Annotated in this window: 26 protein-coding genes, 1 pseudogene and 1 riboswitch; of the genes and pseudogenes, 12 read left to right on the top strand and 15 right to left on the bottom strand. The window is 69.9% G+C overall.

Annotation, left to right across the window (positions count from 1 at the left end; translation table 11 throughout):
• Nucleotides 1–48 precede the first annotated feature (48 nt).
• From OO70_RS00135 to OO70_RS00120, 4 genes are all read right to left on the bottom strand, one after another.
• Nucleotides 49–519: a DUF1003 domain-containing protein gene (locus tag OO70_RS00135; protein WP_043662314.1), complete on the bottom strand. Its 471-nt coding sequence runs from the start codon at nucleotides 517–519 to the stop codon at nucleotides 49–51.
• Between the two features lie 38 nt (nucleotides 520–557).
• A complete protein-coding gene (locus tag OO70_RS00130) occupies nucleotides 558–944 on the bottom strand; it encodes a PPOX class F420-dependent oxidoreductase (RefSeq protein ID WP_043662310.1) in 387 nt (128 codons plus the stop codon).
• A gap of 10 nt (nucleotides 945–954) precedes the next feature.
• Nucleotides 955–1,713, bottom strand: coding sequence for a type 1 glutamine amidotransferase domain-containing protein (locus OO70_RS00125; protein WP_043662308.1), 759 nt, complete (start codon nucleotides 1,711–1,713; stop codon nucleotides 955–957).
• Between the two features lie 714 nt (nucleotides 1,714–2,427).
• Complete coding sequence (locus OO70_RS00120) at nucleotides 2,428–3,606, bottom strand: MalY/PatB family protein (RefSeq protein WP_043662307.1); 1,179 nt, start codon at nucleotides 3,604–3,606, stop codon at nucleotides 2,428–2,430.
• 237 nt (nucleotides 3,607–3,843) lie between these two features.
• Here OO70_RS00120 and OO70_RS00115 point away from each other — a divergent pair, with 237 nt between their 5' ends.
• Complete coding sequence (locus OO70_RS00115) at nucleotides 3,844–5,211, top strand: S1 family peptidase (RefSeq protein WP_043662306.1); 1,368 nt, start codon at nucleotides 3,844–3,846, stop codon at nucleotides 5,209–5,211.
• Between the two features lie 141 nt (nucleotides 5,212–5,352).
• On the opposite strand, the gene OO70_RS00110 is transcribed toward OO70_RS00115, so the two are convergent.
• Together OO70_RS00110 and OO70_RS00105 are read right to left on the bottom strand one after the other, a co-directional pair.
• Nucleotides 5,353–5,538 carry a hypothetical protein gene (locus tag OO70_RS00110; protein ID WP_043662304.1) on the bottom strand — a complete coding sequence of 62 codons (186 nt, stop codon included), beginning with the start codon at nucleotides 5,536–5,538 and terminating at the stop codon, nucleotides 5,353–5,355.
• Between the two features lie 100 nt (nucleotides 5,539–5,638).
• Nucleotides 5,639–6,799, bottom strand: a complete 1,161-nt coding sequence (locus OO70_RS00105; protein ID WP_043662302.1) for an ROK family transcriptional regulator — start codon at nucleotides 6,797–6,799, stop codon at nucleotides 5,639–5,641.
• A gap of 170 nt (nucleotides 6,800–6,969) precedes the next feature.
• Between OO70_RS00105 and OO70_RS00100 the strand changes: the two genes are divergently transcribed.
• From OO70_RS00100 to OO70_RS00085, 4 genes are read left to right on the top strand one after another with little or no spacing between them, the layout of a single operon-like run.
• Nucleotides 6,970–7,887 carry a carbohydrate ABC transporter permease gene (locus tag OO70_RS00100; protein ID WP_043662300.1) on the top strand — a complete coding sequence of 306 codons (918 nt, stop codon included), beginning with the start codon at nucleotides 6,970–6,972 and terminating at the stop codon, nucleotides 7,885–7,887.
• A 15-nt stretch (nucleotides 7,888–7,902) separates the two neighbouring features.
• Nucleotides 7,903–8,859, top strand: a complete 957-nt coding sequence (locus tag OO70_RS00095; protein ID WP_051740397.1) for a carbohydrate ABC transporter permease — start codon at nucleotides 7,903–7,905, stop codon at nucleotides 8,857–8,859.
• Nucleotides 8,860–8,869: 10 nt separating this feature from the next.
• Entirely contained in the window at nucleotides 8,870–10,213 is a 1,344-nt protein-coding gene (locus OO70_RS00090) for an ABC transporter substrate-binding protein (protein WP_234336642.1), read from the top strand.
• A 58-nt stretch (nucleotides 10,214–10,271) separates the two neighbouring features.
• Nucleotides 10,272–11,471, top strand: coding sequence for a Gfo/Idh/MocA family protein (locus OO70_RS00085; RefSeq protein ID WP_043662296.1), 1,200 nt, complete (start codon nucleotides 10,272–10,274; stop codon nucleotides 11,469–11,471).
• 32 nt (nucleotides 11,472–11,503) lie between these two features.
• Here OO70_RS00085 and OO70_RS00080 read toward each other — a convergent pair whose 3' ends face one another.
• Nucleotides 11,504–12,199, bottom strand: coding sequence for a L,D-transpeptidase (locus OO70_RS00080; RefSeq protein WP_043662294.1), 696 nt, complete (start codon nucleotides 12,197–12,199; stop codon nucleotides 11,504–11,506).
• Nucleotides 12,200–12,412: 213 nt separating this feature from the next.
• Here OO70_RS00080 and OO70_RS00075 point away from each other — a divergent pair, with 213 nt between their 5' ends.
• A complete protein-coding gene (locus OO70_RS00075) occupies nucleotides 12,413–13,813 on the top strand; it encodes a pyridoxal phosphate-dependent decarboxylase family protein (protein WP_043662293.1) in 1,401 nt (466 codons plus the stop codon).
• On the opposite strand, the gene OO70_RS00070 is transcribed toward OO70_RS00075, so the two are convergent.
• Nucleotides 13,787–14,590 carry an SDR family NAD(P)-dependent oxidoreductase gene (locus OO70_RS00070; RefSeq protein WP_043662292.1) on the bottom strand — a complete coding sequence of 268 codons (804 nt, stop codon included), beginning with the start codon at nucleotides 14,588–14,590 and terminating at the stop codon, nucleotides 13,787–13,789. The two genes, OO70_RS00075 and OO70_RS00070, sit on opposite strands and share 27 nt — an antisense overlap.
• 50 nt (nucleotides 14,591–14,640) lie before the next feature.
• Here OO70_RS00070 and OO70_RS00065 point away from each other — a divergent pair, with 50 nt between their 5' ends.
• Nucleotides 14,641–15,168 carry a hypothetical protein gene (locus OO70_RS00065; protein WP_043662291.1) on the top strand — a complete coding sequence of 176 codons (528 nt, stop codon included), beginning with the start codon at nucleotides 14,641–14,643 and terminating at the stop codon, nucleotides 15,166–15,168.
• 9 nt (nucleotides 15,169–15,177) lie between these two features.
• Here the strand turns inward: OO70_RS00065 and OO70_RS00060 are convergent, their stop codons facing one another.
• The 3 genes and pseudogenes from OO70_RS00060 to OO70_RS00050 all read right to left on the bottom strand — a co-directional run bounded on the left by OO70_RS00060 (nucleotide 15,178) and on the right by OO70_RS00050 (nucleotide 17,721).
• Nucleotides 15,178–16,092 carry an SDR family oxidoreductase gene (locus tag OO70_RS00060; RefSeq protein ID WP_043662288.1) on the bottom strand — a complete coding sequence of 305 codons (915 nt, stop codon included), beginning with the start codon at nucleotides 16,090–16,092 and terminating at the stop codon, nucleotides 15,178–15,180.
• 86 nt (nucleotides 16,093–16,178) lie between these two features.
• Nucleotides 16,179–16,583 (bottom strand): annotated as a pseudogene (locus OO70_RS00055) (MBL fold metallo-hydrolase); the annotation flags it as partial.
• A gap of 49 nt (nucleotides 16,584–16,632) precedes the next feature.
• Entirely contained in the window at nucleotides 16,633–17,721 is a 1,089-nt protein-coding gene (locus OO70_RS00050; RefSeq protein WP_043662286.1) for an S-(hydroxymethyl)mycothiol dehydrogenase, read from the bottom strand.
• A gap of 146 nt (nucleotides 17,722–17,867) precedes the next feature.
• Between OO70_RS00050 and OO70_RS00045 the strand changes: the two genes are divergently transcribed.
• A complete protein-coding gene (locus OO70_RS00045; protein ID WP_043662284.1) occupies nucleotides 17,868–19,622 on the top strand; it encodes an ABC transporter ATP-binding protein in 1,755 nt (584 codons plus the stop codon).
• A gap of 78 nt (nucleotides 19,623–19,700) precedes the next feature.
• On the opposite strand, the gene OO70_RS00040 is transcribed toward OO70_RS00045, so the two are convergent.
• Nucleotides 19,701–19,997 carry a hypothetical protein gene (locus tag OO70_RS00040; protein ID WP_043662282.1) on the bottom strand — a complete coding sequence of 99 codons (297 nt, stop codon included), beginning with the start codon at nucleotides 19,995–19,997 and terminating at the stop codon, nucleotides 19,701–19,703.
• 170 nt (nucleotides 19,998–20,167) lie between these two features.
• On the opposite strand from OO70_RS00040, the gene OO70_RS00035 reads away from it, so the two are divergent.
• Nucleotides 20,168–20,533: a nuclear transport factor 2 family protein gene (locus OO70_RS00035; RefSeq protein ID WP_043662281.1), complete on the top strand. Its 366-nt coding sequence runs from the start codon at nucleotides 20,168–20,170 to the stop codon at nucleotides 20,531–20,533.
• A gap of 78 nt (nucleotides 20,534–20,611) precedes the next feature.
• Here OO70_RS00035 and OO70_RS00030 read toward each other — a convergent pair whose 3' ends face one another.
• Nucleotides 20,612–21,100, bottom strand: a complete 489-nt coding sequence (locus OO70_RS00030; RefSeq protein WP_043662280.1) for a MarR family winged helix-turn-helix transcriptional regulator — start codon at nucleotides 21,098–21,100, stop codon at nucleotides 20,612–20,614.
• Between the two features lie 59 nt (nucleotides 21,101–21,159).
• On the opposite strand from OO70_RS00030, the gene OO70_RS00025 reads away from it, so the two are divergent.
• Together OO70_RS00025 and OO70_RS00020 are read left to right on the top strand one after the other, a co-directional pair.
• Nucleotides 21,160–21,999, top strand: coding sequence for a hypothetical protein (locus OO70_RS00025; RefSeq protein WP_043662278.1), 840 nt, complete (start codon nucleotides 21,160–21,162; stop codon nucleotides 21,997–21,999).
• Between the two features lie 27 nt (nucleotides 22,000–22,026).
• Nucleotides 22,027–22,111, top strand: a riboswitch (ZMP/ZTP riboswitch).
• A 21-nt stretch (nucleotides 22,112–22,132) separates the two neighbouring features.
• Nucleotides 22,133–22,981, top strand: a complete 849-nt coding sequence (locus OO70_RS00020; RefSeq protein ID WP_043662276.1) for a bifunctional 5,10-methylenetetrahydrofolate dehydrogenase/5,10-methenyltetrahydrofolate cyclohydrolase — start codon at nucleotides 22,133–22,135, stop codon at nucleotides 22,979–22,981.
• Here the strand turns inward: OO70_RS00020 and OO70_RS00015 are convergent, their stop codons facing one another.
• Both OO70_RS00015 and OO70_RS00010 read right to left on the bottom strand, forming a co-directional pair.
• Nucleotides 22,982–23,872 (bottom strand): CU044_5270 family protein, encoded by an 891-nt coding sequence (locus OO70_RS00015; RefSeq protein WP_043662274.1) that lies wholly within the window; start codon nucleotides 23,870–23,872, stop codon nucleotides 22,982–22,984.
• 117 nt (nucleotides 23,873–23,989) lie between these two features.
• Nucleotides 23,990–24,508 (bottom strand): RNA polymerase sigma factor, encoded by a 519-nt coding sequence (locus OO70_RS00010; protein ID WP_043662272.1) that lies wholly within the window; start codon nucleotides 24,506–24,508, stop codon nucleotides 23,990–23,992.
• A gap of 9 nt (nucleotides 24,509–24,517) precedes the next feature.
• Here OO70_RS00010 and OO70_RS00005 point away from each other — a divergent pair.
• On the top strand, nucleotides 24,518–24,934 hold a 417-nt coding region (locus OO70_RS00005), incomplete at its 3' end, for a cbb3-type cytochrome c oxidase subunit I (protein WP_043662270.1).

The raw sequence follows: 24,934 nt of genomic DNA, 5'->3' as shown, positions 1-24,934 counted from the left end.
GGGGCCGCAGCGCGAAGGCTGCGGCCCCTTCCTACGTCGTGCGGCGGCTCAACTCGCCTTGTCCGTGGCGCCGTTCATCTTGGCGCGGTTCTCGGTGAGGAGTTCCTGGACGCGTTGTTCGATCTCGTGGGGGTCGAGCCCCAGGGCCGCCCCTATGTGCGCGGACCACACCTCGGAGCGGAGGTTGGTCTCGAAGTCGAGGTCGGCGCGGACGTTCTCGCGGGTCGCCTGGCGGTTCTGGCTCACCATGACGAAGGTCGACAGGAAGATGGCCTCCAGGCTGACGATCATCGTGAGCAGCCCGTACGGGTACGGGTCGAAGATGCCGGCCTTCCCGAGGAGCCCTTCGTTCAGGGCGATCCAGACGGCGAACCACAGGGCGTGGAGGTAGACGAAGAGCATGGTGCCGGCGAAAGCGGTGATCGCGTCGGCGACCCTGTCCTGGGTGCCCCGCATCTTGGCGAAGACGACCCGCTCCTGCCGCAGCCGCAGGTCGGCCGGGTTCAGCGCGGGGTCCACGGGCGCTCCCTGGTGTCGGTGTGCAAGGGGGATCGTCCTCAGGGTGCGAGCGTCACGCGGATGCCGACGGTGCCCTTGAGCCCGCGGCGCAGACGGCTGCCCAGGAGCGTGATGCGTCCGGTCAGGCCGTACTTGCGCACGATGAGGGTGCGGTAGTGGGCGGTGGTCTCGGGGTCGCAGATCTCGGCGGTGCCGGGTACCTGGTTGCCGGTCGGGTTGCCGCGCAGGTCGCAGGGGCCCACGAGGACGTCGGCGCGGGCCCGGATGCGCTTCACCTTCCAGGAGTCGGCGGGCGTCCACACACCGAGGGTCTCGCCGTCGCGTACCACCCACGTCGGGGTGGCGACCGGGGAGCCGTTCTTGCGGTAGCTGGTGATCAGCAGGTACTGGCTCGCGCCTAGCCGGTCCAGCGGGGTCTCGTCCATGGTCGGCAGTCTAAGCACCCGACGCTTCTCGGAGGAGATCGAGATACCGGCGGGCGAAAAGGTATGCGTCGCCGGGCCAGCGCGCCGACAGATAGGTGCCGTCCCGCACGACGAACGCGTGCGTGTCGTCGCTCGCGGTGCCGCGCCGGGTGAGTTCCCTGGGGCCGCGCTCGAACTGGGTATCCGGATCGTTCAGAGCGGCCCGCACCTCGTCCTCCACGTAGGCGGGATAGGTCCGGTAGTAGCGCCCGAGTCGCCAGGCGGTGGTCAAGTAGGCGGTGCGTTCCATGTACTTGGGCAGACAGGTCGTACGGCGTCCGGCGAGAACGCTGCGGCCGGTGTCCGGGTCCCGGGTGCGGGCGAGCACGAGGACGCCGTGACAGATCGCGCCGACGGGGCGGCCCAGCTTCCACAACTCCCTGACCGAGGCGCGCAGTTCGGGCGCGCCCAGGTACTGACGCATGCCGGGCGCGTGGCCGCCCGGCAGCAGCAGTCCGTCGAAGGCGGTCGGGTCCACGTCCACCCAGGCAACTGTGGCGTTGAACTCTGGCGCCTCGGTGAGCTGTTGATAGAACCGCTTGGGTTCGTCCTCGGCGCCGAGCTGTCCGAAGAGGACGCCGGTCAGCAGCCGGGGGTCCGCCACCGGCCGGGTCCCGGCGCGCTCGGTCGCGAACACGACCTCGTGCCCGGCGTCGGTGAGCAGCCGCCAGGGCACGGCGACCTCGGTGACGTCGAAGTCGCGGTCGGGAACCGGCATCAGCACGCGCATGGGGTCATCATGGCAGCCGGGTCATGTGTCCATGACAGCCCGGCCACACTGGCTCGCTCGCTCCCATCCGGCCGCCCCGTCCCGCCTCGGCTCACCTCGGCCCGACCCGGCCGGCGCGCTCTCACCTGGCCGCACTGGCTCACTCCCAGCCGACCGCCCGGCTCACCCCAACCCGGGGTCCGGCTCACCCCAGCCCGACCAGCCTGCGCACTCCCACCCCGCCGCGCGGCCTACCCCAGCCCGACCGGCCGGCTCGCCCTCGCCCAGCCGCACGGCTCGCTCCCTCCCACCCGGGCGCGCGGCCTACTCCAGCCCGACCGGCCAACTCACGCCAAGCCAGGGCCCGGCGCACCGCAGCCCAACGAGCCTGCGCACTCCCACCCCGCCGCGCGGCCTACCCCAGCCCGACCCGGCTCGCCCTCGCCCAGCCTCGCGGCTCACCTCAACCCGACCGCCCAGCTCACCCCCACTCAGCCGCGTGGCTCACCCCCACCCAGTCGGCCCGGCTCACCCGAGCCCAACCAGTCGGCGCACTCTCACGCTGCTGCGCGGCTCACCCCGCCCCGAACGCCCGGCTCACTCCCAGCCGGCCGCGCTGCCCACCCCAGTCCGACCGGCCAGCTCGCCCTCGCCCAGCCGCACGGCTCATCCCAGCCCGACCGCCCAGCTCACCTCCCCCCAGCCGCTCAGCTCACCCCAACCCAGCCGCCCCGCTCACCCCAGCGCCACCACCATCCTCCGCACCGCTTCCGCGATCACCTCTGGAGACGTCGCGAGGTTGAGCCGTGCGTGTCCGGTGCCGCCGGTGCCGAAGTCGATGCCGGGGCTCAGGGCGACCCGGCCCCGCCGGAGGAAGGTGTCCGCCGGGTCGTCGCCGAGGCCGAGGGCGCGACAGTCGAGCCAGGCGAGGTAAGTGGCCTCGGCGGGGCGGTAAGCGATGGCGGGGAGGTGCTCGGACAGCAGGTCGGCGAGGAGGCGGCGGTTCTCGTCGAGGCCGGTCAGTAGGGCGTCCAACCAGGCCGTGCCGTCGCGCAGGGCCGCGGTGTGGGCGATGACGCCGACGTGGCTCGGACCGTGGCCGACCTCCTCGGGGAGACGGGCCAGGTCGGCGGCGGAGGCGGGGCCCGCGACGGCTAGGGCGGCCTTGAGCCCGGCCAGGTTCCAGGCCTTCGACGCCGACATCAACGACAGCCCGCTCTCCGCGCCCGGCACGCTCAGATAGGGCACGAAGGTCGCCCCGGCGGCCACGACCGGCGCGTGGATCTCGTCGGCGACGACCCGCACGCCGTACCGCTCGGCAAGGGCGGCGACGGCGGCCAGTTCGTCGGCGGTGTGCACGGTGCCGGTCGGGTTGTGCGGGCTGCACAGCAGATAGGCGGCACGGCGCCCGCCCGCAACCGCCCGCCGGAACGCGTCCTCCAGGGCGTCGGGGTCGATGCGAAGATCCGCCCCCAGCGGCGCCTCCACCACCTCCCGTTCCATGTGCGCGACGAACTGGAAGAACGGCGGATACACGGGCGGATTCACGACCACCGGATCGCCGTGCCCGGTCACCAGCCGGAGCATCTCCACGACCCCGAGCATCACGTCCGGCACGATCCGCGTGCGCTCCACGGCGAGCCCGTCCCAGCCCCACCGCTTCGCCGCGAACCCGGCCAGCGCCTCGGCGTAGGCCGTACCTGCGGGATAGCCGGTGTCCCCGAGGGCGAGCGCGGCCGTGACCGCGCGGACCACCGGTTCGGCCAGCGGCACGTCCATCTCGGCGACCCACACCGGCAGGACGTCCTCGGGGTAGGTGCGCCACTTCATGCTCGTACGACATCGCAGCCGGTCGAGGGTGAGCGCACGCAGGGGATTCGGTTCACCGGACGGGTCCTGCGGGATGCTGGCCATAGGGCACAAGATAGACGGATCGCCCGGATCAGGGCATCGACACCGCCGGGCGACGTCCGGCCGGGTGTCGCCCGGGCCAACTCGGCGGTGCGGGGCACCTGTTGACCACGTGAGCTGAAGCCGATCTTCCGTCAGGTGAACAGGACGGTGCCGGGCCACGTATGGAGGAAGGGCACCTCAACGACCGGAGGGCCTCGCGGTGTTCGGCACCGCACGTTCGGGGTTCGGGAGCCAGGCATGAGGCACGCACGACGACGGGTCATCCGGCGAGTTACACGGTTGGCGGCCGTCGGCGGACTCCTGCTGGGAGGTGCCATGGTCACCCAGGCGGCCATGGCCAGCGATTCCTCCGGCACCTCCGCCGCCACGCTCAGCGCACCACAGACGCCCGCGGACAAGGGTTCCGCCCTGGTGGCGAAGCTCGGTTCGGCCCGTACGGCGGGCAGTTGGGTCGACACCGGCGGCCGTACGGTCGTCGCGGTGACCGATGCGAAGACGGCGGCCGAGGTGACGAAGGCGGGCGCCGAGGCGAAGGTCGTGCGGTACAGCCTGAACGAGCTGAAGTCGGCCGCGACCACGCTGAGTTCGGCGCCCAAGGTGGCGGGCACCGCGTGGGCGATGGACTACCGGAACAACAAGGTGCTGGTGGAGGCCGACAGCAGCGTCTCCGCCGCCGCCTGGACCGCGATGACGAAGGTCGCGAGCAGTATCGGCGCCTCGGTGGAGATGCAGCGTACGCAGGGCAAGTTCACGACCCGGATCAACGGTGCGCAGCCGATCCTGTCGACCGGTGGTCGCTGCTCGGCGGGCTACAACGTGACCAACGGCCAGACCGACTTCATCCTCACGGCCGGGCACTGCGGTCCTGTCGGGTCGATCTGGTTCGCCGACAACCAGGGTGACCAGCAGTTGGGCAAGACGGTCTCCGACAACTTCCCCGGCAGCGACTTCTCATTGGTGCAGTACGCGAGCGGTTCGGCGGGCGAGGGCGCGGACGTGGTCGCGATCGGCAACGGCAGCGGCGTGACGATCACCGGCCTGGCCGATGCGGCCGTGGGCGAGAAGGTGTTCCGCAGCGGCAGCACCAGCGGGCTGCACGACGGTGAGGTGACCGCGCTCGACGCGACGGTGAACTACCCCGAGGGCACCGTCACGGGACTCATCCAGACCACGGTGTGTGCCGAACCGGGCGACAGCGGCGGCCCGTTGTTCGCCAACGGCATCGCGCTGGGCGTGACGTCGGGCGGCAGCGGTGACTGCACGGCGGGCGGTACGACGTTCTTCCAGCCGCTGACCAAGGCGCTGGCCGCGCTGAACGTGAAGCTGCTGGTGGCGCCGAAGACGGCTGCCTCGCCCGCGCCTTCCGCTTCGGCCGCCGGCAGCGCGGCAGCCGCTGGCTCGGCCACGCCCGGGACCTCGGCACCGGCGACGAACACCACGGCGGGGACGACGACATTGGCCTCCCGGCTCACGGACCCCAAGAATGTCGGGCCCGGCCTGCTGGTCATCGCGGGAAGTCTGATCGCGCTGGTGGCGACGCGCTGGATCCGCGCCGAACAGGACCGCAAGGCCTTTCAGCGGCACTATTCGGCGATGTGGGGCTGATCACTCAGCCGATCACTCAAGGGAGTTCGACGGGGGATCGGGTCAACGGATCGGGTCGACGGGGGCGACCGGCTGGACCGAGGGTCACGAGGAAGGCCGGGCGGCGGAATCCCAACGACGGCTGCGCCGACCGGGCGGCTCTCAGGCCGCCGTGGCCGACTGCGGAGCTGCGGCGGCCCACTCCATGACGAGCCGCCTGTACTCCTCGCGCTGTTGGGCGCTCAGTGTCCCGCCCGATCGGAGCCACAGGGCCCTGATCTCCTCGTTGACCTCGGCTGCCGATCGCTCGGTGGCTGATTCAACACTGGTGGACATGGTGTGAAGCATACGGCGCTACAGGTGAAGGCGATGTGAGTAATCGCGCGCTAACCGGACATATCGGACCGTGTTACTGATCACGTCCATCTGTCAACCCCTGTAACGCAATTCACACCTCGGCCACACCCAGCACCAGCACCTGGATCGCCAACACCGCTGCTCCACGCGCCCAGTCGTGGAAGTCGGAGACCTTGGTCTCGACGTCGAGCGGGGCGGCCAGCGGATGCCGGTGGGCGCGGAGCGTGTCCTCCACCGTCTTGCCGGCGACGTCGATCAGGCCGACACCCTCGCCGGCGAGCAGGATCTTCTGCGGCAGCACGAAGTTGGCGATCTGGGCGACCAACGCGCCCAGCGCGCGGGCCGCTTCGTCGATGACACGGGCGGGCATCGGCTCACCGGCGGCGGCGCGGGCGAGTATCTCCTCGTACGTCAGATCCTGGCCGGTGGCCGCCTGGATCTGGTAGCGGATGCTGGGGATGGTCAACAGCGAGACGGCGCTGCCCCGTTCACCGGCGGGGGTGAGCGGGCCGTTGGGGTTCAGGATCCAGTGACGGCCGAACCCGCGGTCCTCCTCGGCGTACGGCACGCGCTTGCCGCCGAGGACGAGGCCGTAGCCGATGCCCGCGCCGATGGTGAGGACGACGAAGCGGTCGAGGCCGCGCCCGGCGCCGAACCAGGTCTCGGCCTCGACGAGGGCGGCGACGTCGTTCTCGACGACGACCGGCAACCCGGTGCGCTCCTCGACGAGTTCGGCCAGCGGGACGTTGCTCCAGTGCAGGAAGGGCGACTCCCCCACCACGGCACGGTCCTGGACGAGACCGCCGACACCGATGCCTATGCCCGTGAGGGTGGGGAACCGCGCGGTGAGTTCGCCGGCCATCTCGGCGAGCAGGTCGGCGACTTCGGCCGGTTCGTGGGTGGTGAGCGGTCGGTCGAGACGGGCGACGATCTCGCTCCTGAGGGTGGTGACGACGCCGTAGACCATGTCCTCGGTGACCTTGAACCCGAGGAAGGTGCGGGACTCGGCGACCACGTCGAGGGGTTGCGAGGGGCGGCCCTGGCGGACCTCGGCCGGGCTGCCGCCGTCGGGGACCTCGACCAACAGGCCGGATTCGATCAGCGGCTTGGTGAGGCGGGTGAGGCTGCCCGCCGAGAGGTCGAGCCGGCGCGCGAGGTCGGTGCGCGACAGCGGGCCGTGGACGAGCACCTCGATCGCCACGGAGCGTTCACCGGGGCTCAGCGGCTGCCAGCTGGCGGCACGTGTGGTCATGAGGGTCACACTCCCACAAGGCTCTTTCTTTCATCATTGAAGTAACAGGATCACCATACGGTCAGAATCCCGTGCGGAAAAGATCCATGCGCGGCTATTGACGCCTGGATTGTTTCGAGACAAAAGTAAGTGCCGCGAGGACGAGCCGTCGCAGACAAGGGAGTCTCCAGATGACCATCGCCTCAAGCAGTCCCCCGACCCGTCGGCCGCGGGCCCGTGAAGGCGGGGGCGACGGACGGCTGGCGGCGGTCTTCATCGCCCCGGCCCTGCTGGGCTACCTGGTCTTCCTGCTCTGGCCGACCCTGCGGGGCATCTACCTGAGCTTCACCCGCTTCAACCTGCTGACACCGGCGAAGTGGGTCGGCCTCGACAACTACGACCGGATGGTCCACGACCCCATCTTCTGGTCGTCGTTGAAGGTCACCGTCGAGTACGTGTTCATCAACATCGGCGTCCAGACGGTGGCGGCCCTCGCCATCGCCGTCCTGCTCCAACGGCTCACCCAGTCCGCCCTGTTGCGCGGGATCGTGCTGACGCCGTACCTGATGTCGAACGTCGTCGCCGGCATCGTCTGGCTGTGGATCCTCGACACCCAGCTCGGCATCGGCAACGAGATCATCGGCGGGCTCGGCTTCGACCACATCCCCTTCCTCGCCGACAAGACGTGGGCGATCCCGACGATCGCCCTGATCAACGTGTGGCGGCACGTCGGCTACACCGCGCTCCTGCTGTTCGCCGGGCTGCAGGCCATCCCGAACGACATGTACGAGGCCGCGAAGGTGGACGGCGCGAGCGAGTGGCGCATGTTCTGGCGGATCACGATGCCGCTGCTGCGGCCGGTGTTGGCGGTCGTGCTGATCATGACGGTGATCGGTTCGTTCCAGGTGTTCGACACGGTCGCGGTGACCACCGCGGGCGGCCCGGCGAACGCGACGAACGTCCTCCAGTACTACATCTACGGCTCCGCCTTCGGACGCTTCCAGTTCGGCTACGCGTCCGCGATGTCCGTGGCCCTGCTGATCGTGCTGAGCGCCATCACGTTCCTCCAGTACCGGCTCACCCGTGCCGGCCAGACCGACCTCGGCTGACCGGAAGGAGTCGACATGGCCACCCTGACCACCACGCCCAATGTGCCCAACACCCCTACGACGACGACAAAGCAGGAGACCGTACGGCCGCCCCGGCGCCCGGTCTCCGTCGGCAGGGTCGCCGCCTGGATCGCGATGACCGCGATCATGCTGATCACTCTGCTGCCCTTCTTCTGGATCCTGCGCACCGCGCTCTCCACGAACACCGGGCTCGCCGCCCACCCCTCGGACCCGCTCCCGGTCGACTTCACCACCGGCGGCTTCGAACGCGCACTGGGCCTCCAGTCGACCAAGGAGGCGATCGCGCAGGGCGGTTCGGGCGGCGGCCTCACGTTCTGGCGCTATCTGCTCAACTCGGTGATCGTCTCGACCCTGGTCACCGTCTGCCAGGTGTTCTTCTCCGCGATGGCCGCCTACGCCTTCGCCCGGCTGCGCTGGCGGGGCCGGGACCGGATGTTCGGGCTGTTCCTGGCCGGGCTGATGGTGCCGGCCATCTTCACCCTGCTGCCGAACTTCGTGCTCATCAAGCAACTCGGGCTCGTGGACACCCTGTTGGGGATCGCGCTGCCGACGATGTTCATGACGCCGTTCGCGGTGTTCTTCCTCAAGCAGTTCTTCATGAACATCCCGCGCGAGGTCGAGGAGGCCGCCCTGCTCGACGGCGCGGGCAAGGTCCGCGTCTTCTTCCGGGTCCTGCTGCCGATGGCGTCCACGCCGATTCTGACGTTGGGCGTGCTGACGTACATCACGTCCTGGAACGACTACTTCTGGCCGCTGATGGTGTCCTACAGCGACAGTTCCCGCGTGCTGTCGGTGGCGCTGGCCATCTTCCGCTCGCAGACCCCGCAGACCGGCTACGACTGGTCGGGCCTGATGGCGGCGACCCTCATCGCCGCGCTGCCGATGCTGGTGCTGTTCTCGGTGTTCGCGCGCCGCATCGTCAGCTCCATCAGCTTCACCGGAATCAAGTAAGGGGCAGGGCATGCGATTTCGTACGGTCATGGCATTGACCGGGGCGCTCGCGCTGTCCCTGACGGCGGGCTGCGCGAAGGGCGACTCCGTGGGGTCGGCCTCGAACACGGTGACGTACTGGCTGTGGGACTCCAACCAACTCCCCGCCTACCAGGCCTGCGCGAAGGGCTTCGCGCAGCAGAACCCCGGACTCAAGGTGAAGATCACGCAGTTGGGCTGGGGCGACTACTGGACCAAGCTCACCGCGAGCTTCATCGCGGGCACGCAGCCGGACGTGTTCACCGACCACATCCAGAAGTTCGGCCAGTTCGCCGACCTGAAGGTGCTGGCGCCGCTCGACGACCTCGGCGTCGACGACTCCTCCTACCAGCCGGGGCTCGCCGCCAACTGGGTGGGCCAGGACGGCCATCGCTACGGCGCCCCGAAGGACTGGGACACGGTCGCCCTCTTCTACAACCAGAAAATGGCCAAGTCGGCGGGACTGAGCGCCGACCAGCTCAACAGCCTGTCCTGGAACCCGACGGACGGCGGCACCTTCGAGAAGGCCATCGCCCACCTCACCGTCGACAAGAACGGCAAGCGCGGCGACGAGCCGGGCTTCGACAGGAAGCACGTCAAGACGTACGGCCTCGCCAGCGGCGGCGCGGGCGACGCCGACGGGCAGACGACGTGGAGTCCCTTCACCGGCTCGGCCGGCTGGAACTACACGGACAAGAAGCGCTGGGGCACCGAGTACCAGTACGACAGCAAGACCTTCCAGTCCGTGATCAAGTGGTACTTCGGACTGGCGAAGAAGGGCTACCTGGCGCCGTACACGGACTACAGCGACGGCGCCAACCCGGCCAACGCGCAGATCGCGTCGGGCAAGGCGGCGACCTCCTTCGACGGCGCGTGGATGATCTCGACGTACTACGCGGCCAAGGGCGTCAAGGTCGGCACGGCGTTCACACCGACCGGCCCCACCGGTGATCACGCGACCATGATGAACGGTCTCGCCGACTCGATCACCAAGAAGGCGCACAACAAACCTGGCGCGGAGAAGTGGGTCAAGTACCTCTCCTCCGACGAATGCCAGAAAACGGTCGGCAGTTACGGAATCGTGTTCCCTGCGACCCCCGACGGCACGGCCACCGCCGTCGCCGCCTACAAGAAGAAAGGCATCGATGTCACGGCCTTCACCAGGCCGGTCGCCGACAAGAAGGACTTCACCACCTTCTCCTATCCGATCACCAACTACGCGGCGGACGTGTACGCGTTGATGCACCCCGCCATGCAGGACGTCTACGCCAACGACGCACCCGTCAGCGGCCTGGGCAAGACGAACAAACAGATCAACTTCATCCTCGGTCAGTGACGCGTCGGTCGACGACTGACGCGTCAGCGAAATTCTCGTCAGAGAAGGACACGCACCTATGACGTTCTCCCTCGGCATCGTCGGAGCAGGCCAGTTCTCGGGCCAGTTCGCCAGACTGTTCCAGGCCCACCCGGGCGTGAGCGAGGTCTATGTGACCGACCTCCTGCCGGAGCGGGCGGAGCAACTGGCCGCCGAACAAGGGCTGGCGGGCACCTTCCCCTCGTACGAGGCGATGCTGGAGTCGAAGGCCGTCGACGCCGTCGCGATCTTCACCCAGCGCTGGACGCACGGCCCCCTGGTCCTCCAGGGGCTCGGCGCCGGCAAGCACGTGTACTCCGCGGTGCCCATGGCGATCAGCACGGAGGAGATCGCGGCGATCATCGACGCGGTCAAGGCGACCGGGCTGACGTACATGATGGGCGAGACCAGCCAGTACAACCCGGCGACCGTGCACGCCCGCAACCAGATCGCGGAGGGCGCCTTCGGGCGGATCTTCTACGCCGAGGGCGACTACGTCCACGACATGGACCTGGGGTTCTACGAGGCGTACCAGTACAGCGGCGGCGACAACTGGAAGGCCACCGCCAGCTATCCGCCCCTGCTGTACCCGACGCACTCGGTGGGCGGGGTGCTCGGCGCCTGGCAGACGCACGCGGTGAGCGTGTCGGCGATCGGGGTCGTGGACGAGCGCGGGGACGGTGTCTTCGACAAGGAGGTCAGCCAGTTCGGCAACGACTTCTCCAACGCCACCGCGCTGTTCGAGGTGGCGGGCGGCGGCTCGTTCCGTACGAACGAGTTCCGGCGGGTGGGCTATCCCTCGCAGATCCGGGAGTCGCGTTTCCGGTTCTTCGGCACGGACGCGAGCATGGAGCAGCTCGCCACGGTGGCTTTCTGGCAGGACAAGAAGGGGGTGCAGGACATCAGCGAGCTGCTGGAGCCCAAGCCCACGATGTCTCCTGACGATCCGTCACTTCAGCACATCGCGCCGGACCTTCGGGCCGCCTTCACCTCGGGCTCGGCGCCGGTGCACGACCGGTCGCGCCTGCCGCGGGAGTTCGACAACCTCCACAACGGCCACGAGGGCAGCCACCACTTCCTCGCGGACGACTTCGTGACCGCGGTCAACTCCCGCACGCTGCCGCCCGTCAACGCGTGGGTCGCGGCCCGCTACACCCTGCCGGGCATCGTCGCGCACGACTCGGCACGGCAGGGCGGAGCGAGGCTGGAGATCCCGGACTTCGGGGACGCGCCTGAGTAACACGCTCGAAGCGCAAGCCGGGTGACTGACTGTCAGGTGCCCGGCTTGCGGCCGTACACGAAGACGTCGTCGCCCTTCTTCAGGAGCGACCAGTACTTCTTGGCGGTGGCCGGGGTCATGTTGACGCAGCCGTGCGAGCCCGGCGGGTTCCACATGCTGAGGCTGACCGAGTGGAAGGCCTGGCCGCCGTCGAAGAACTGGCTGTACGGCATGGGCACGTTGTAGATGTCCGAGACGTGGTCGATGTCCCGCCAGTAGATCTTCTTCAGACCGGTACGGGTCTCGTAGCCGTTGCGGCCGGTGCGCACCGGGACCGGGCCGTAGACGAGTCGGCTGCCGTCCTGGATCCAGCTGATCTGGAGCGTGAGGTTGACGCAGGCGATCCGGCCCTTGTTGGTCGGGCACTTGCCGGCCGCGTTGGGCTTGTTGCCCACGGCCTTCTGCTTGTTCATGAGGTCCATCACGCCCCAGGTGACGGAACCGGCGTAGCCGATGTTCGGGGTGATGCCATGCTTGGTCTGGAAGGCCCGGATGACCTTGCAGTCGGCGGCCGACTGCTTGCCGTCGACCGGCCGGCCGAGGAACTTCTCCACCTGCTTCTGATACGGCCCCGCCTGTGTCGTACAGCTCGCCGCCTGAGCCGGCGTGCTGCCCAGCGCGAGCGTGAGCGGTGCCACCAGCCCGGTGATCCCGAGCGCTATGGCACCTCGTCTGCGTATGTCCCCCATGTCGAACCCTCCCCCTCAGCCTGAACTGCGATCTCTGCCACCTAGACCGGAGTATGACGGTCGAGGTTGTAGTACTGGTCGCGCTGCGACGAAACGGTGACATTCCTCGCCTCACGGTCAACGTACGCACCCGTGGCCGTGCGCCACTCAGCAGTCCAGTTCCCCCGAAGTGGCCCGATACCCCACCCGCGACCTCGGCCTACGCTGCCGCTCATGCACCACACTCTCGCCGACGATCTCTCCCGGCTCCCCGCGCTCCTGCAGTCCGCCCGCGATGTCGCCGCCCGTGAGCTGGACGGGGTGGCCGAGCGGCCGGTCGTCCGGCTCGACACAGCGCCCGACCGGGAGCCGCTGCCGGTCGAGGGGGCCGGTGGCGAGGCGGCTCTCGCCTGGTTCGCCGAGCGGTGGGCACCCGGGCTCTCGGGATCGGCGGGCCCGCGCTACCTGGGTTTCGTGACCGGCGGTGCGACACCCGCGTCGGTCGCCGGGGACTGGCTGACCAGTGCCTACGACCAGAATGTGTCCGGCGCGGCCGGTTCCTGGGCGGCGGCCCTGGAGCGGGAGACGGTCGACTGGCTGCGCGAGATGTTCGGACTGGGCGAGGCGCACTCCGGGACCTTCGTCACCGGCGCGACCATGTCCAACACCGTGGGGCTCGCCGTCGCCCGCGAGTGGCTGGGCGAGCGCCTGGGCGTGGACGTCTCCCGTGACGGGGCAGCCGCGCTCGGCCCGGTCGACGTGCTCTCCGGCAGCCCGCACTCCAGTGTCACCAAGGCGCTGTCCGTGCTGGGCATCGGCCGGGACCGATTGCGCCACGTGCCCGTGCTCGCCGGCAACCGTGAGGCCGTCGACGTGGCCCAACTGGACGCCACCCTGGCCGAGTTGAACGGCCGCCCGGCAATCGTCGTCGCGAACGCCGGCACCGTGAACACCGTCGACTTCGACGACCTGCGGGCGATCGCCGCCCTCAAGGAACGGTACGACTTCTGGCTGCACGTGGACGCCGCGTTCGGCGGCTTCGCCGCGCTCTCCCCCACCTACGCGCATCTCGTGGACGGCCTCGACGCGGCCGACTCGGTCTGTGTCGACCTCCACAAGTGGCTCAACGTGCCCTACGACGCGGCCGTCCAGTTCACCCGCCGCCGCGACCTCCAGGTCAGGGTGTTCCACAACGCCTCCCCGTACCTCGGCCCGCCCACCGGCGACCCGGACTTCCTCCACCTCACCCCCGAGAACTCCCGGCGACTGCGCGCCCTCCCCGCCTGGTTCTCCCTCATGGCCTACGGCCGCGCCGGGCACCGCGAGATCGTCGAGCGCAACGTCGCCCTCGCCCACCGTCTCGGCGAGGGCATCGCCGCGCTCCCGGGCCTGCGGCTGTCGGCGCCGGTCCGGCTGAACGTCGTCTGCTTCACCCTGGCCGAGAACCCCACGCAGGAGCGGGTGACGGCCGTGGCGGAGGCCGTCGCCGCCACCGACGAGGCCTTCCTGACACCGACGGTCTACGACGGGACACCCGCGCTGCGTGCCGCGTTCAGCAACTGGCGTACGTCCGAGGCCGATACGGACCGGGTGCTGGCGGCGCTCGCCTCACTGCCCCTCGGCCGCCCGCTCTGAAAGGGCCCTGCGGAAGCCGGTGTTGACCGCGGTGACCCCTCCGTCGACGGCGAGGGTGGTCCCGGTGATCCAGGAGGCATCCCGCGAGGCGAGGAACGCGACGGCCGCGGCGATGTCCTCCGGCTCACCGACCCGGCCGAGCGGATACAGCCCGCTCAGCAGATCCAGGTCGGCGTCCCGGCCCTCCCACGCGGAGGTCCGTACCGTGCCCGGCATCACCAGATTGACGCGCACGCCCCGCCGACCGGCGTGCCCGGCGAGGGTGCGGGTCAGCGAGGTGAGTCCGGCCTTGGCGGCGCTGTAGGCATGGTTGCCGAAGTCCTGAGCGCCGTTCACCGAACCGATGTTGACGACGGCTCCGCGTCCCGAGGCGACCAGGTGCGGGAGTGCGGCGCGGCAGCACCGGTACGTCCCCGTCAGGGTGATGTCGAGGTCGCGGGCCCACTCGTCGTCGGGCTCGTCCTCGAAGAGCGGGAGGTCGGGCGTGCAGTGCGCGGCGCTGTTGACCAGGACGTCGAGCGCCCCGAAGGACTCGACGGCCCGGGCGACGGCTCGCTCCACCGCCTCCCGGTCTCCCACATCACAGCCAAACGCCTCGGTGGCCAGACCGAGTTCGCGCAGTCCCGCCGCCGTCTTCTCCGCCTCGGGCAGATCGACGTCGGTCATCAGCACCCGCGCCCCCTCCTCGGCGAGCCGCCGCGAGATGGCCGCGCCGATGCCGCGGGCCGCACCGGTGACGAGAACTCCGTACCCCTCGAAGCGCGTTGTGTCAGTCATGGTCCCGAACGTACTGCCGGAACGATCAACTCGGCAGATAGCGTGCGGACATGAACGCGTTCATACAGCAACTTCCCGCGCTGATCGGAGTCGTGATCGGCGCCCTCGGTTCGTACGTGGCGATCGTGCGGGGCGACCGGGCGAGGTTCCACCGTGAGCGGGAGGCCCGTTGGGAGGAGCGGCGGCTGGAGGTGTACGCCGAGTACGCCCGGACCCTCAAGAAGTCCGTGACGCTGACGTACCGGGTCGCGTCCCATCTCGGGAACGACCCGCATCCGCACCCCTTGCCCCTGGCCGAGGCGAAACCGCTGCTGGCCGAGGCGACCGTGGACCGCGATCCGTCCGGTGAGGCGCTGATCCTGCTGGGAAGTCCGGAGGTGGTGGAGAAGGCCCGGGCGTGGGTCAGCGCAGTGATGGAGATGGAGCGGTTCATGCGCACGGAGGCCCACGACCCGGGCTCCTGGCGAGAGTTGATGGAACGTCAGCGCGCCGGCCGCGAGGGCTACTACGCGGCCGTACGGGAGGATCTGGCACTCCCGCCCGGCCACTCGGGCCGCTGGCTGACGCCCCCGGAGTGATCTCACGCCTCACCGATACCCGGTCACGTCCGCCGGCTTCCCCACGTCCTGCACCTCCACCAGGTACCGCCACGCGTCCGGGCGGCTGCCGTCGAGGTCCGTGAAGCCGTACACCGGGGCGAGTCCGCCGCTGGACAGCGACTGCCCGTTCCAGCGGGCCACTTCGGGGTCGGCAGCGAGGGCGGTGACGGCGCGGCCGACGTAGCGCGGGGTCTCCGAGATGGCGAAGTGGGGGACACGTTCCAGGGCGTCGCGCCAGTTCTCCTCACGGACGCCGAACTGGTCGAGCATGATCTCCGAGCGCAGCCAGCCCGGGGTCAGCGCGACGGCGGTGGCGCCGCGTGGGCCGAGTTCGTGGCCGAGGGCGAAGGCCATGCGCAGGACGGACGACTTGGCGAGGTCGTAGAAGAAGGAGACGCGGTAGGTGTCGCGGTTGTACTCGGCGGTCCCGTCGGTCACTTCGACGACCAGGCCGCCTGCCCGGCGCAGCAGCAGGGGCAGCGCGTGGTGGCTGGTGATCGCGTGCGTCTCGACGGCCAGTCGGAGGAGGCGGAGGCCTTTGTCGAGGTCGTGTTCCCACACGGGGGTGTCCCAGGCGAAGAGGTGTTCGCCGCCCCAGATGTCGTTGACGAGGATGTCGAGGCGGCCCTGTTCGTCGTCGATCCGGTCGACGAGGGCCCGTACGGCCGACGGCTCGAGGTGGTCCGTGGGTACGGCGATGCCCTGGCCGCCGGCCGCGGTGACGAGGTCTGCGGTGTCCTCGATCGTCTCGGGCCGGTCGTACTCGGAGCGCTTGGCGCGGGTGGTGCGGCCGGTCACGTAGACGGTGGCGCCCGCCGCGCCCAGCTCCACGGCGATCCCGCGTCCCGCTCCGCGTGTCGCCCCCGCGACCAGCGCGACCTTGCCTTCCAGTGGGCCCGGCATGTCCGACCTCCCGTGCTCGTTCGACCTGTGCCACGTCGATCGTGCAGGAGAAGCCGGACACCTTCTGTCGGGTATTTACCGGTGCCTCAGTGGCCCCGCGCGATCCACTCCTCCAGGTGCCCGGCTTCCGCGCCGATCGTCGTCGAGTCGCCGTGTCCGGTGAGGACGTTCGTCTCGGGCGGGAGGGTCAGCAGGCGGTCGCGGATGGAGTCGATGATGGTCGGGAAGTGGGAGTACGACCGTCCCGTGGCGCCCGGGCCGCCGTGGAAGAGGGTGTCACCGGTGAAGACGGTGCCGAGCCCTGGGTCGTACAGGCACACCGCGCCGGGCGCGTGACCGGGCGTGTGCAGAACCTTCAGGTCGGCGCCCGCGGCCTCGATCACCTGGCCGTCGGCGAGGTGCGCGTCGGGGTCGCGGTCGGGGTGGGTCTGCTTCCACAGGGGCAGGTCGTCGGGGTGCAGCCAGATCGTGGCGCCGGTGCGGTCCGCGAGTCGAGCGTGAACTGCCCGGAGGTGACGAGGTGTTCGATGCGCGCGGCCATCAGAACACCACCACCGAACGCAGCACATCGCCGCCGTGCATCCGCTCGAACGCCTTCTCCACCTCGTCGAGTTGGACCGTCTCCGTCACGAACGCGGCGAGATCCAGGCGCCCTTGCTGGTGCAGGTCGATCAGCATCGGGAAGTCGCGGGAGGGCAGACAGTCCCCGTACCAGGACGACTTGAGGGAGCCACCGCGCCCGAACACGTCGAGCAGCGGGAGTTCGAGCTTCATCTCGGGGGTCGGTACGCCGACGAGGACGACCGTGCCCGCCAAGTCCCGTGCGTAGAAGGCCTGCTTGTACGTCTCCGGACGGCCGACGGCCTCGATGACGACATCCGCGCCGAAGCCACCGGTCAGCTCGCGGATCGCCTCGACGGGATCGCTCGTCTTCGAGTTGACGGTGTGCGTGGCCCCCATCGAGCGGGCCTTCTCCAGCTTGCGGTCGTCGATGTCCACGGCGATGATCCGCGCCGCCCCCGCGAGCCGGGACCCGGCGATCGCCGCGTCACCGACCCCACCACAACCGATCACGGCGACCGTGTCACCGCGCCCGACATTGCCGGTATTGATGGCCGCACCGATACCGGCCATGACCCCGCAGCCGAGCAGCCCGGCGACCGCCGGGGAGACGGCGGGGTCGACCTTGGTGCACTGTCCGGCGGCCACCAGGGTCTTGTCGGCGAAGGCGCCGATGCCCAGGGCCGGGGAGAGTTCCTGGCCGGTCGAGGCGAGGGTCATCTTCTGCTTGGCGTTGTGGGTGTTGAAGCAGTACCAGGGGCGACCCCGCAGACAGGCCCGGCAATTGCCGCACACGGCACGCCAGTTGAGGATCACGAAGTCACCGGGGGCCACGTCGGTGACACCCTCGCCGACCGATTCCACGATGCCGGAGGCCTCGTGGCCGAGCAGGAAGGGGAAGTCGTCGCTGATGCCGCCCTGTTTGTAGTGCAGGTCGGTATGACAGACCCCGCAGGCCTGTACCTTCACCACGGCCTCGCCGGGTCCGGGATCGGGTACGACGATCGTCTCGACCCGGACCGGCTCGTCCTTGCCCGGTGCGATCACGCCGCGTACTTCCTGCGCCATGGTCCTGAACCCTTTCGTCGGCCGTTGTCCCTGCCTACGACCCTACGCGTGACTGATCGGTAAGGCCCACGCGTACGACCCACGGTCGCCACCGCGGGCGGTGACCGACGTAACCTGAATGCTCCGAACGACTCCCGGGGAGCAGCGTGAGCATCGCAGTGACTCAGAGCGGTCCGCCGGCCTGGCGGCTGCTCCTCGACTACGTACGGCCGCACCGCTGGGCCCTGTTGGCGGGCGCGCTGCTCTCGCTGGTGACCGGAGGTACTGGGCTGCTGCTGCCGCTGGTGGCGCGGGGTCTCATCGACGACCTGTCGCACGACCGGACCATCACCGGGGCGCTGCTCGCGATGTCGGCACTCGTCGTCGCCAACGCGGCGGTGGGCGCGCTGGGTTCGTACGTCCTGCGGCGCACCGCCGAGTCCGTGGTGCTCGGCGCGCGGCGGGCCCTGTCGTCGTATCTGCTGCGGCTGCGGATCAGCGCGGTGGACCGCAGCGAGCCCGGCGACCTGATGGCCCGCATCACCTCCGACACCACACTCCTGCGCGAGGTCACCACCGACTCGCTGGTCGGTCTCGGCACCGAAGGGCTCATCCTCGTCGCGACGGTGGTGATGATGGGTCTTGTCGACCCCGTGCTGCTGGCCGTCACCCTCGGCGTGATCGTGGGCGCGGGCACCGTGCTCAGCGTGATCGTGCCGCGCATCAACCGGGCCAGCCGGCAGGCACAGGACGCGATCGGTGTGATGGGCGCCTCGCTGGAGCGGATCCTCGGCGCGCTGCGCACGGTGAAGGCGTCCGGCGCCGAGCACCGCGAGGAGCGAACCCTGCACGCGGCGGCCGAGGAGTCGTGGCGGCAGAGCATCCGCGCGGCCAAGTGGGCAGCGGCGGCGGGCAATACGGCCGGCCTGTCGATGCAGATCGCGTTCATCACCGTCCTCGCGGTGGGCGGCGCACGGGTGGCGACGGGCGCGATAAACGTCGGCACGCTGGTCGCGTTCCTCCTCTACGTCTTCTACCTGATGCAGCCGATCCAGCAGGTCGTCGGCGCGATCACGCAGTACCAGACGGGCGCCGCGGCCCTCTCCCGCATCCAGGAGGCGCTCCAACTCCCCGCCGAACCCCCGTCCCTGCCCGCCCAGTTGCCCTCCCCCGGCGCCGCACCCGCCGCCCTCGCCTTCGACGACGTCCGCTTCCGCTACGCCGACGACCTGCCCTACGTCCACCACGGCGTGACCTTCGAGATACCGGCCCAGGGCATGACGGCGTTCGTCGGCCCGTCCGGCGCGGGCAAGACCACGGTGTTCTCCCTCATCGAGCGGTTCTACGACCCCGAGTCCGGCGCCATCACCCTCGACGGCCGGGACCTCGCGGACTGGGAGCTGTCCGGGCTCCGCTCCGCCATCGGCTACGTGGAGCAGGACGCGCCGGTCCTGTCCGGCTCCCTGCGCGACAACCTGCTGCTCGGCAACCCGGACGCGGACGACGACGCCGTCACCCGCGTCCTGAAGACGACCCGCCTCGACGGCCTGGTCGCCCGGCTGCCCAAGGGCATCGACACCCTGGTCGGCCACCGCGGCACCCGCCTCTCCGGCGGTGAACGCCAGCGCGTCGCGATCGCCCGCGCCCTGCTGCGCCACCCCCGACTGCTGCTCCTGGACGAGGCGACCTCGCAGCTGGACGCGGTCAACGAGGCGGCGCTGCGCGACACCGTCGCCGATGTGGCCCGTTCGACGACGGTCCTGGTCGTCGCGCACCGGCTGTCCACGGTGACGATGGCCGACCGGATCGTCGTCATGGACGCGGGCCGCGTCCGCGCGGTGGGTACGCACCGGGAGCTGGTGAGCGCCGACCCGCTGTACGCGGAGCTCGCGGCGACCCAGTTCCTGGCCACGGCGGGCTGACCCGCGGCACGGCTGAGGGCCGCCCGTTTCCGGACGGCCCTCAAGGTCTGCGTGCTCCGCGGGATCAGTACTGCGGGCTCACGGCTCGATGCTGGGGAGGAGTCCCGTGACCGGCGCGGTCATGTCGGTGACCTGGTGCAGCTGCTGGAGGTCGTTCAGGTGGTTCAGCGCCTTCATCTGGTCGGCGACCTTCGGGATCTGCGCCTGGTGCTCGGCGGGGATCTCGCTCACCGCGAGCGAGTCCAGCAGGGCGACCGGGCTGACCTTGCCGTCCTTGAAGGCGGGCGCTTCGGCGGCGTTCGCCATCGGCGCGACGAGGCCGGTGACCCCGACGGCGAGACCAACGGCGGCGGCGATACGTCGTGTTGAGATCATGCTTGCAGCAACGCGGACGGCAGCCGCACGGTCACGGGCGCCGGGCGCCGCTCACCCGTCAGGAGGAGTGCGCCCCTGCGTTTGCCGACCCCGGCGCGGCGGAGGAGTCTCGTAGAAGAGGCCCGCGCGGCCCGCTCCTGTTCGGGTCGCGGCCCTCTGAGGAGGTCACCATGGGCACCGCGGCACGCCCCGGCTTCGACACCGAAGCCCTGCGCCGGGGCATCGAAGATCACACAGCGGCGACACTTCTGTCGCTCTACGCGGACGACGCCGAGATCCACGTCGTCGACCACCAGACCCAGCCCAGTCACCCCAAGGTTCTGCACGGCCGGGACGAGATCGGCGCGATGCTCGCCGACGTCTACAGCCGCGACATGACGCACAAGCTGGAGGAGTGCGTCGTGCAAGGGGACCGGGTCGCCTACAGCGAGTCCTGTCAGTACGCGGACGGGACCCGGGTCCTCGCCGAGTCGATGCTTGTGCTGGACGACGGCAAGATCACCCGGCAGACGATGATCCAGGCATGGGACGGATAGCGAGATTGGTGCCGAAGGTCCGGGTCACCACCCGGTTGACCTGGACCTTCTCGGCCAGCACGGTTCCCGCCGGTCCCGCTAGGACTCGACGGCGAGCACCAGTTTCCGCAGCAGGTCTGCGAGCGTCCGCCGCTCTGCTGGGTTCAGTGCTGCGAGCAGCGCGAGCTCGCCCGCTTCCTCCGCCGCCACATGCTCCTCGAGGACTGCGTATCCGGCGTCGGTGAGCCGTACCCGCACCCGCCGCCGGTCGCCCGTCTCATGGGTACGGGTGATCAGCCCCGCCTCCTCGACGGCCGCCAGTCGCGCGGAGAGCGCCCCACGCGTCAGTCCCAGCAGCTCCGCCAGCCGTGACGGGCTCGTCTCGTACGGCGGCCCGAGCCTGCGCAGCATGAGCAGCACCTTGAACTGCCACTGCTTGAGCCCGTCGGCGTCGAGCACGTCCCGCCGCGCCTGCCCGGCATGGCGGGCCAGGATCGCGAGCCGGAAGAAGATCTGCTCCTTCACCGGGTCCATCCAGGGGAGTTCCTTCGCCCAGAGCGCCACGTGCCGGTCTACCGAGTCCTCCACGTCTGCCTCCCACAGTGATTTTCTTGTGGATAGTTTTTCGCATAACTATCTTCCCCGTCATGACATCCACAGCGAACGCGGTCGTACCCGTCGACGAACTCATCGCCGCAGCCCACGAGTTGAGCGTCACGGGACGATGGGAGCGCGCCTCCCGCCTGCTGGACGCATGCACCACTGACGAATCCGACCCCCGGGCGCGGATCGCCCGCGCCGCTGCCCAAGTGGCCCTGGAACAGGACTGGTTCGCGGGTACGGACACCGCGACGGCACGTATCGAGGCGGCCGGGAAGGAGTTCCCGGGCGGCGACTGGGACGTGGACTTCGCGCGGCTGCGGAACACCTACCGACGGCTGCTCGTCGTGGACGGCCGGCTCCGGCTGGGACCGGACGGGAAGGACCCGGATGCCCTCAGCTCCCTGCTCCGCGAGGCGGAGGCGCTGCGGGACGGCGCCCCGGACGAGGGACGCCGGGGCTGGGCGGAGATGTACCTCGGGCTGATCACGGACAACCACTTCGCCGACCTGGCGGGCGCACCGCCCCACTACGCGTCCGCGCTGCGCGCCGCCGAGTCGGTCGACGACCCCTTGCTGGCCCGCGAGGCCCTGCGCCACCTCGGCGACCACGACCACGACGCCGGTGACCACGCCCGCGCCCTGGACCGCTGGCGCCGGGCGGCCACGCTGGGCGCCGGCGCGGGCACGGTCCCCGGCACCCTCTCCCAGCAACTGCTGCTCGCGGTGCTGGCCCGGGACTCCGGCGACGAGGCCGGGGCCAGGGCGCTCGCGACGGAGGTCGCCCGCTGGGCGGAAGCCATCGGAGCCGTACGCCTCGCGGCACAGGCCCGGGGATTCCTGGACGGCGTCGACCCGACGGCACCGCCCGCGGAGACCGGGCCCTGATGGCCGTAGAACCCGTCGGTTAGGCTGTTCGTGGGTCGTGACTGGCGCTGAGGTGGAGCACCACCGTGGAGCGGCCCACGCGGAGTCGATGCCGTGCGCCTGGGCGATTGGTCAACCAGCTCAGGAGTGGATCATGTCTCAGGCACGGCTCATGGACGGCACCGCGCTCGCCCGGCGCATCGTCGAGGACACCGCGAAGAAGGCCGCCGACCTGACGGAGCGCACCGGTACGGCGCCCTGTCTGGCGACGGTCCTGGTCGGCGCGGACCCGGCCTCCGTCACGTACGTCCGGATGAAGCAGAACCGCAGCCGCAAGGCCGGCATCGAGTCCCGGCACGTGGAACTGCCCGCGACCACGACCACCGCCGAACTGGTCGCCACCCTCACCGCGCTCTCCGCCGACCCCACCGTGCACGGCATCCTGCTCCAGCATCCGATGGGCGAACACATCGACGAGCGGGCCGCGTTCGAGGCGATCGCGGCGGAGAAGGACGTGGACGGTGTCACCTTCGCGTCGTTCGCGACGATGAGCTTCGGCCTGCCGGGCTTCGTGTCCTGCACGCCCGGCGGCATCATGCGCCTGCTCGACGAGTACGACGTCGACCCGTCCGGCAAGCGGGCCGTCGTCGTGGGCCGCAGCGCGATCCTCGGCAAGCCGACCGGCATGCTCCTCCTGGCCCGCGACGCGACGGTGACCTACTGCCACTCCCGCACCCGCGACCTGTCGACGGTGGTCCGCGAGGCGGACATCGTGGTCGCCGCCGTGGGACGCCCCCGGCTGATCCGCGGCGAGGACATCAAGCCCGGCGCGGTCGTCATCGACGCCGGCTACAACGCGGGCAACATCGGCGACGTCGACTTCGAATCCGCCGCCGAACGCGCCTCGCTGATCACGCCGGTGCCTGGCGGCGTCGGCCCGATGACGATCGCCACGCTCCTGGAACAGACGGTGACCGCCGCCGCCCGGCAGCTCGGGGTGTGATCACCGCGTCCACGCGCTGTACTCCATGACGTCCCCGGCCTTGACGCCGTACTCGGGCTGGTCCTTCGTGAAGGTGGCCTCCAGCCCGAGGACGGCGCCGGTGGCGGGGTCCATGATCAGCATCCGGCGAATGGCGGACTGCTGATAGACGTACGCCTGCCCGCGCCTCCCGAGCCGGTCGGTCACCTCCCCCACGGGCCGCAGCCCGTCCGCCCCCGCGAGCAGCCGCGCCAACGCGGCCGACTCACGCGCGCCGAGCGTCCAGTGGTTCAGCAACTCCTGTACGGCGTCGAGGAGTTCGGGTGTGGTGAGCGGTGCCCTGCTGTTCGCGGTCTCCTGCAGATACGAGCGCAGTCCTACGACGTCGCGCGGCGGCCGTGACGCGGGCGGGACGTCGCTCCAACTCGGCGGATACGTCACGTCCTTGAGGACGTGCCCGTCCTCGACGACACGTTCCGTGTGACTGTCGTCCGCGTTCCAGCGCACGATGCGTTCCTCGGGGATGGTGACCGGCGGCTTGTCGTCGGACATGCCGAGGCTCCACGACTGCACGTGAGTGCCCTTGCGTAGGGCGGGAGTTCCGTCGACGGCGGTCACGGCGGCGAGTGCGGCGAGCTGCTTCAGGGATACGGGCGTGGAGTGCGCCTGCACCACCAGCGGGCGGGGAGCTGCCACGGCAGGAGCACTGCTCGGTCCGCTCAGCAACAGCGTGAACGCGCTCGCCAAGACGGCGACTCCGGCCGTGAGACTCCAGAGCAGTCGGCGACGCCGTTCGTGCAGCAGCCGGTTGAGCCGACGCGAGGCGTGGTGGTCCAGCGGCCCATCGCCGTAGAGGGGGTCATCGACCGTGAACGGGTTGGCGCCACGCAGGAGTTCAAGCTCATCAGCCATCGCGGTGGCCTTTCGAGGGGGTGAGGAAAGCGCCCCAAAGGGGCGCGGGGAACTGCGCGACCAGCCACGACGCCGCCGCAGCCGAAAGACAACACATCGCGGCACTTTCAACGGTCATCACCCGGCCCCTCCAAGCACCGCGAGCCGATCGATCTCCGCTCTCAATCGACGCCGCGCACGATGCAACCGCATAGCCGCGGCACGCGTCCCGCACCCGAGAACAACGGCGACCTCCTCCACCCCCAGCTCCTCCCACGCAGTCAGCCGCAGCACCTCCTGATCGGCCGAAGACAAGCGCGCGAGCGCCTCGTGCACCCAGGCGCCGGGCGCCTCCGCGTCGGGCCCCGCCGCAACCTGCCGCCCATGCGCGCTCTCGTCATTACCCACCCGCTCGACGAGCCGACGCCGGCGCCCAAACCCCCGTACCGCATTGGCCAGGCAGTTGCGGGCAACGCCGTACAGCCAGGGCAACGAGGCCGGCGGCAGATCCGCACGGCGACGCCAGGCGACGGTGAAGACCTCCGCCACCACTTCCTCGACCTCGCTGCTCCGCCCGTCCAGTCGCCGTGCAACGTAGCGGCTGACCGCCCAGTAGTGCTCGCGATAGGCAGCGGCGAAGATCTCGTCGTTGCTCATGTTCCGTTCATGTCCGGCACCCGGGCGATCGTCACACCCGATTCCGTGATTCTCCTCGCACCCGTCGAGTGTGACGTGCGGGCGGGCCACGGACACAGGCGGGGCGTGAGAGACCTCAAGAGCATCAAGTGGCTGACGACCACGGATCACAAGACGATCGGGACGCTGTACCTGGTCACGTCGTTCGCGTTCTTCCTGATCGGCGGCGTCATGGCGCTCCTCATGCGCGCCGAACTCGCCAGACCCGGCCTGCAGATCATGTCGAACGAGCAGTTCAACCAGGCGTTCACGATGCACGGCACGATCATGTTGCTGATGTTCGCGACACCGCTGTTCGCCGGCTTCACGAACTGGATCATGCCGCTGCAGATCGGCGCGCCCGACGTGGCGTTCCCGCGGCTGAACATGTTCGCCTACTGGCTCTAC

The sequence above is a fragment of the Streptomyces xylophagus genome (genome assembly GCF_000716435.1).
Taxonomy (GTDB): domain Bacteria; phylum Actinomycetota; class Actinomycetes; order Streptomycetales; family Streptomycetaceae; genus Streptomyces; species Streptomyces xylophagus.
The sequence above is the reverse complement of the archived record's forward strand: the minus strand, read 5'-3'. Positions and strand labels throughout refer to the sequence as shown.

What these genes read in the sequence shown, in the direction of transcription:
- OO70_RS00130 (WP_043662310.1), bottom strand. Translation starts at nt 944, where the DNA reads ATGGACGAGACCCCGCTGGACCGGCTAGGCGCGAGCCAGTACCTGCTG.
- OO70_RS00125 (WP_043662308.1), bottom strand. Translation starts at nt 1,713, where the DNA reads ATGCGCGTGCTGATGCCGGTTCCCGACCGCGACTTCGACGTCACCGAG.
- OO70_RS00120 (WP_043662307.1), bottom strand. Translation starts at nt 3,606, where the DNA reads ATGGCCAGCATCCCGCAGGACCCGTCCGGTGAACCGAATCCCCTGCGT.
- OO70_RS00115 (WP_043662306.1), top strand. Translation starts at nt 3,844, where the DNA reads ATGAGGCACGCACGACGACGGGTCATCCGGCGAGTTACACGGTTGGCG.
- OO70_RS00110 (WP_043662304.1), bottom strand. Translation starts at nt 5,538, where the DNA reads ATGCTTCACACCATGTCCACCAGTGTTGAATCAGCCACCGAGCGATCG.
- OO70_RS00105 (WP_043662302.1), bottom strand. Translation starts at nt 6,799, where the DNA reads ATGACCACACGTGCCGCCAGCTGGCAGCCGCTGAGCCCCGGTGAACGC.
- OO70_RS00100 (WP_043662300.1), top strand. Translation starts at nt 6,970, where the DNA reads ATGACCATCGCCTCAAGCAGTCCCCCGACCCGTCGGCCGCGGGCCCGT.
- OO70_RS00095 (WP_051740397.1), top strand. Translation starts at nt 7,903, where the DNA reads ATGGCCACCCTGACCACCACGCCCAATGTGCCCAACACCCCTACGACG.
- OO70_RS00090 (WP_234336642.1), top strand. Translation starts at nt 8,870, where the DNA reads ATGCGATTTCGTACGGTCATGGCATTGACCGGGGCGCTCGCGCTGTCC.
- OO70_RS00085 (WP_043662296.1), top strand. Translation starts at nt 10,272, where the DNA reads ATGACGTTCTCCCTCGGCATCGTCGGAGCAGGCCAGTTCTCGGGCCAG.
- OO70_RS00080 (WP_043662294.1), bottom strand. Translation starts at nt 12,199, where the DNA reads ATGGGGGACATACGCAGACGAGGTGCCATAGCGCTCGGGATCACCGGG.
- OO70_RS00075 (WP_043662293.1), top strand. Translation starts at nt 12,413, where the DNA reads ATGCACCACACTCTCGCCGACGATCTCTCCCGGCTCCCCGCGCTCCTG.
- OO70_RS00070 (WP_043662292.1), bottom strand. Translation starts at nt 14,590, where the DNA reads ATGACTGACACAACGCGCTTCGAGGGGTACGGAGTTCTCGTCACCGGT.
- OO70_RS00065 (WP_043662291.1), top strand. Translation starts at nt 14,641, where the DNA reads ATGAACGCGTTCATACAGCAACTTCCCGCGCTGATCGGAGTCGTGATC.
- OO70_RS00060 (WP_043662288.1), bottom strand. Translation starts at nt 16,092, where the DNA reads ATGCCGGGCCCACTGGAAGGCAAGGTCGCGCTGGTCGCGGGGGCGACA.
- OO70_RS00050 (WP_043662286.1), bottom strand. Translation starts at nt 17,721, where the DNA reads ATGGCGCAGGAAGTACGCGGCGTGATCGCACCGGGCAAGGACGAGCCG.
- OO70_RS00040 (WP_043662282.1), bottom strand. Translation starts at nt 19,997, where the DNA reads ATGATCTCAACACGACGTATCGCCGCCGCCGTTGGTCTCGCCGTCGGG.
- OO70_RS00035 (WP_043662281.1), top strand. Translation starts at nt 20,168, where the DNA reads ATGGGCACCGCGGCACGCCCCGGCTTCGACACCGAAGCCCTGCGCCGG.
- OO70_RS00025 (WP_043662278.1), top strand. Translation starts at nt 21,160, where the DNA reads ATGACATCCACAGCGAACGCGGTCGTACCCGTCGACGAACTCATCGCC.
- OO70_RS00020 (WP_043662276.1), top strand. Translation starts at nt 22,133, where the DNA reads ATGTCTCAGGCACGGCTCATGGACGGCACCGCGCTCGCCCGGCGCATC.
- OO70_RS00015 (WP_043662274.1), bottom strand. Translation starts at nt 23,872, where the DNA reads ATGGCTGATGAGCTTGAACTCCTGCGTGGCGCCAACCCGTTCACGGTC.
- OO70_RS00010 (WP_043662272.1), bottom strand. Translation starts at nt 24,508, where the DNA reads ATGAGCAACGACGAGATCTTCGCCGCTGCCTATCGCGAGCACTACTGG.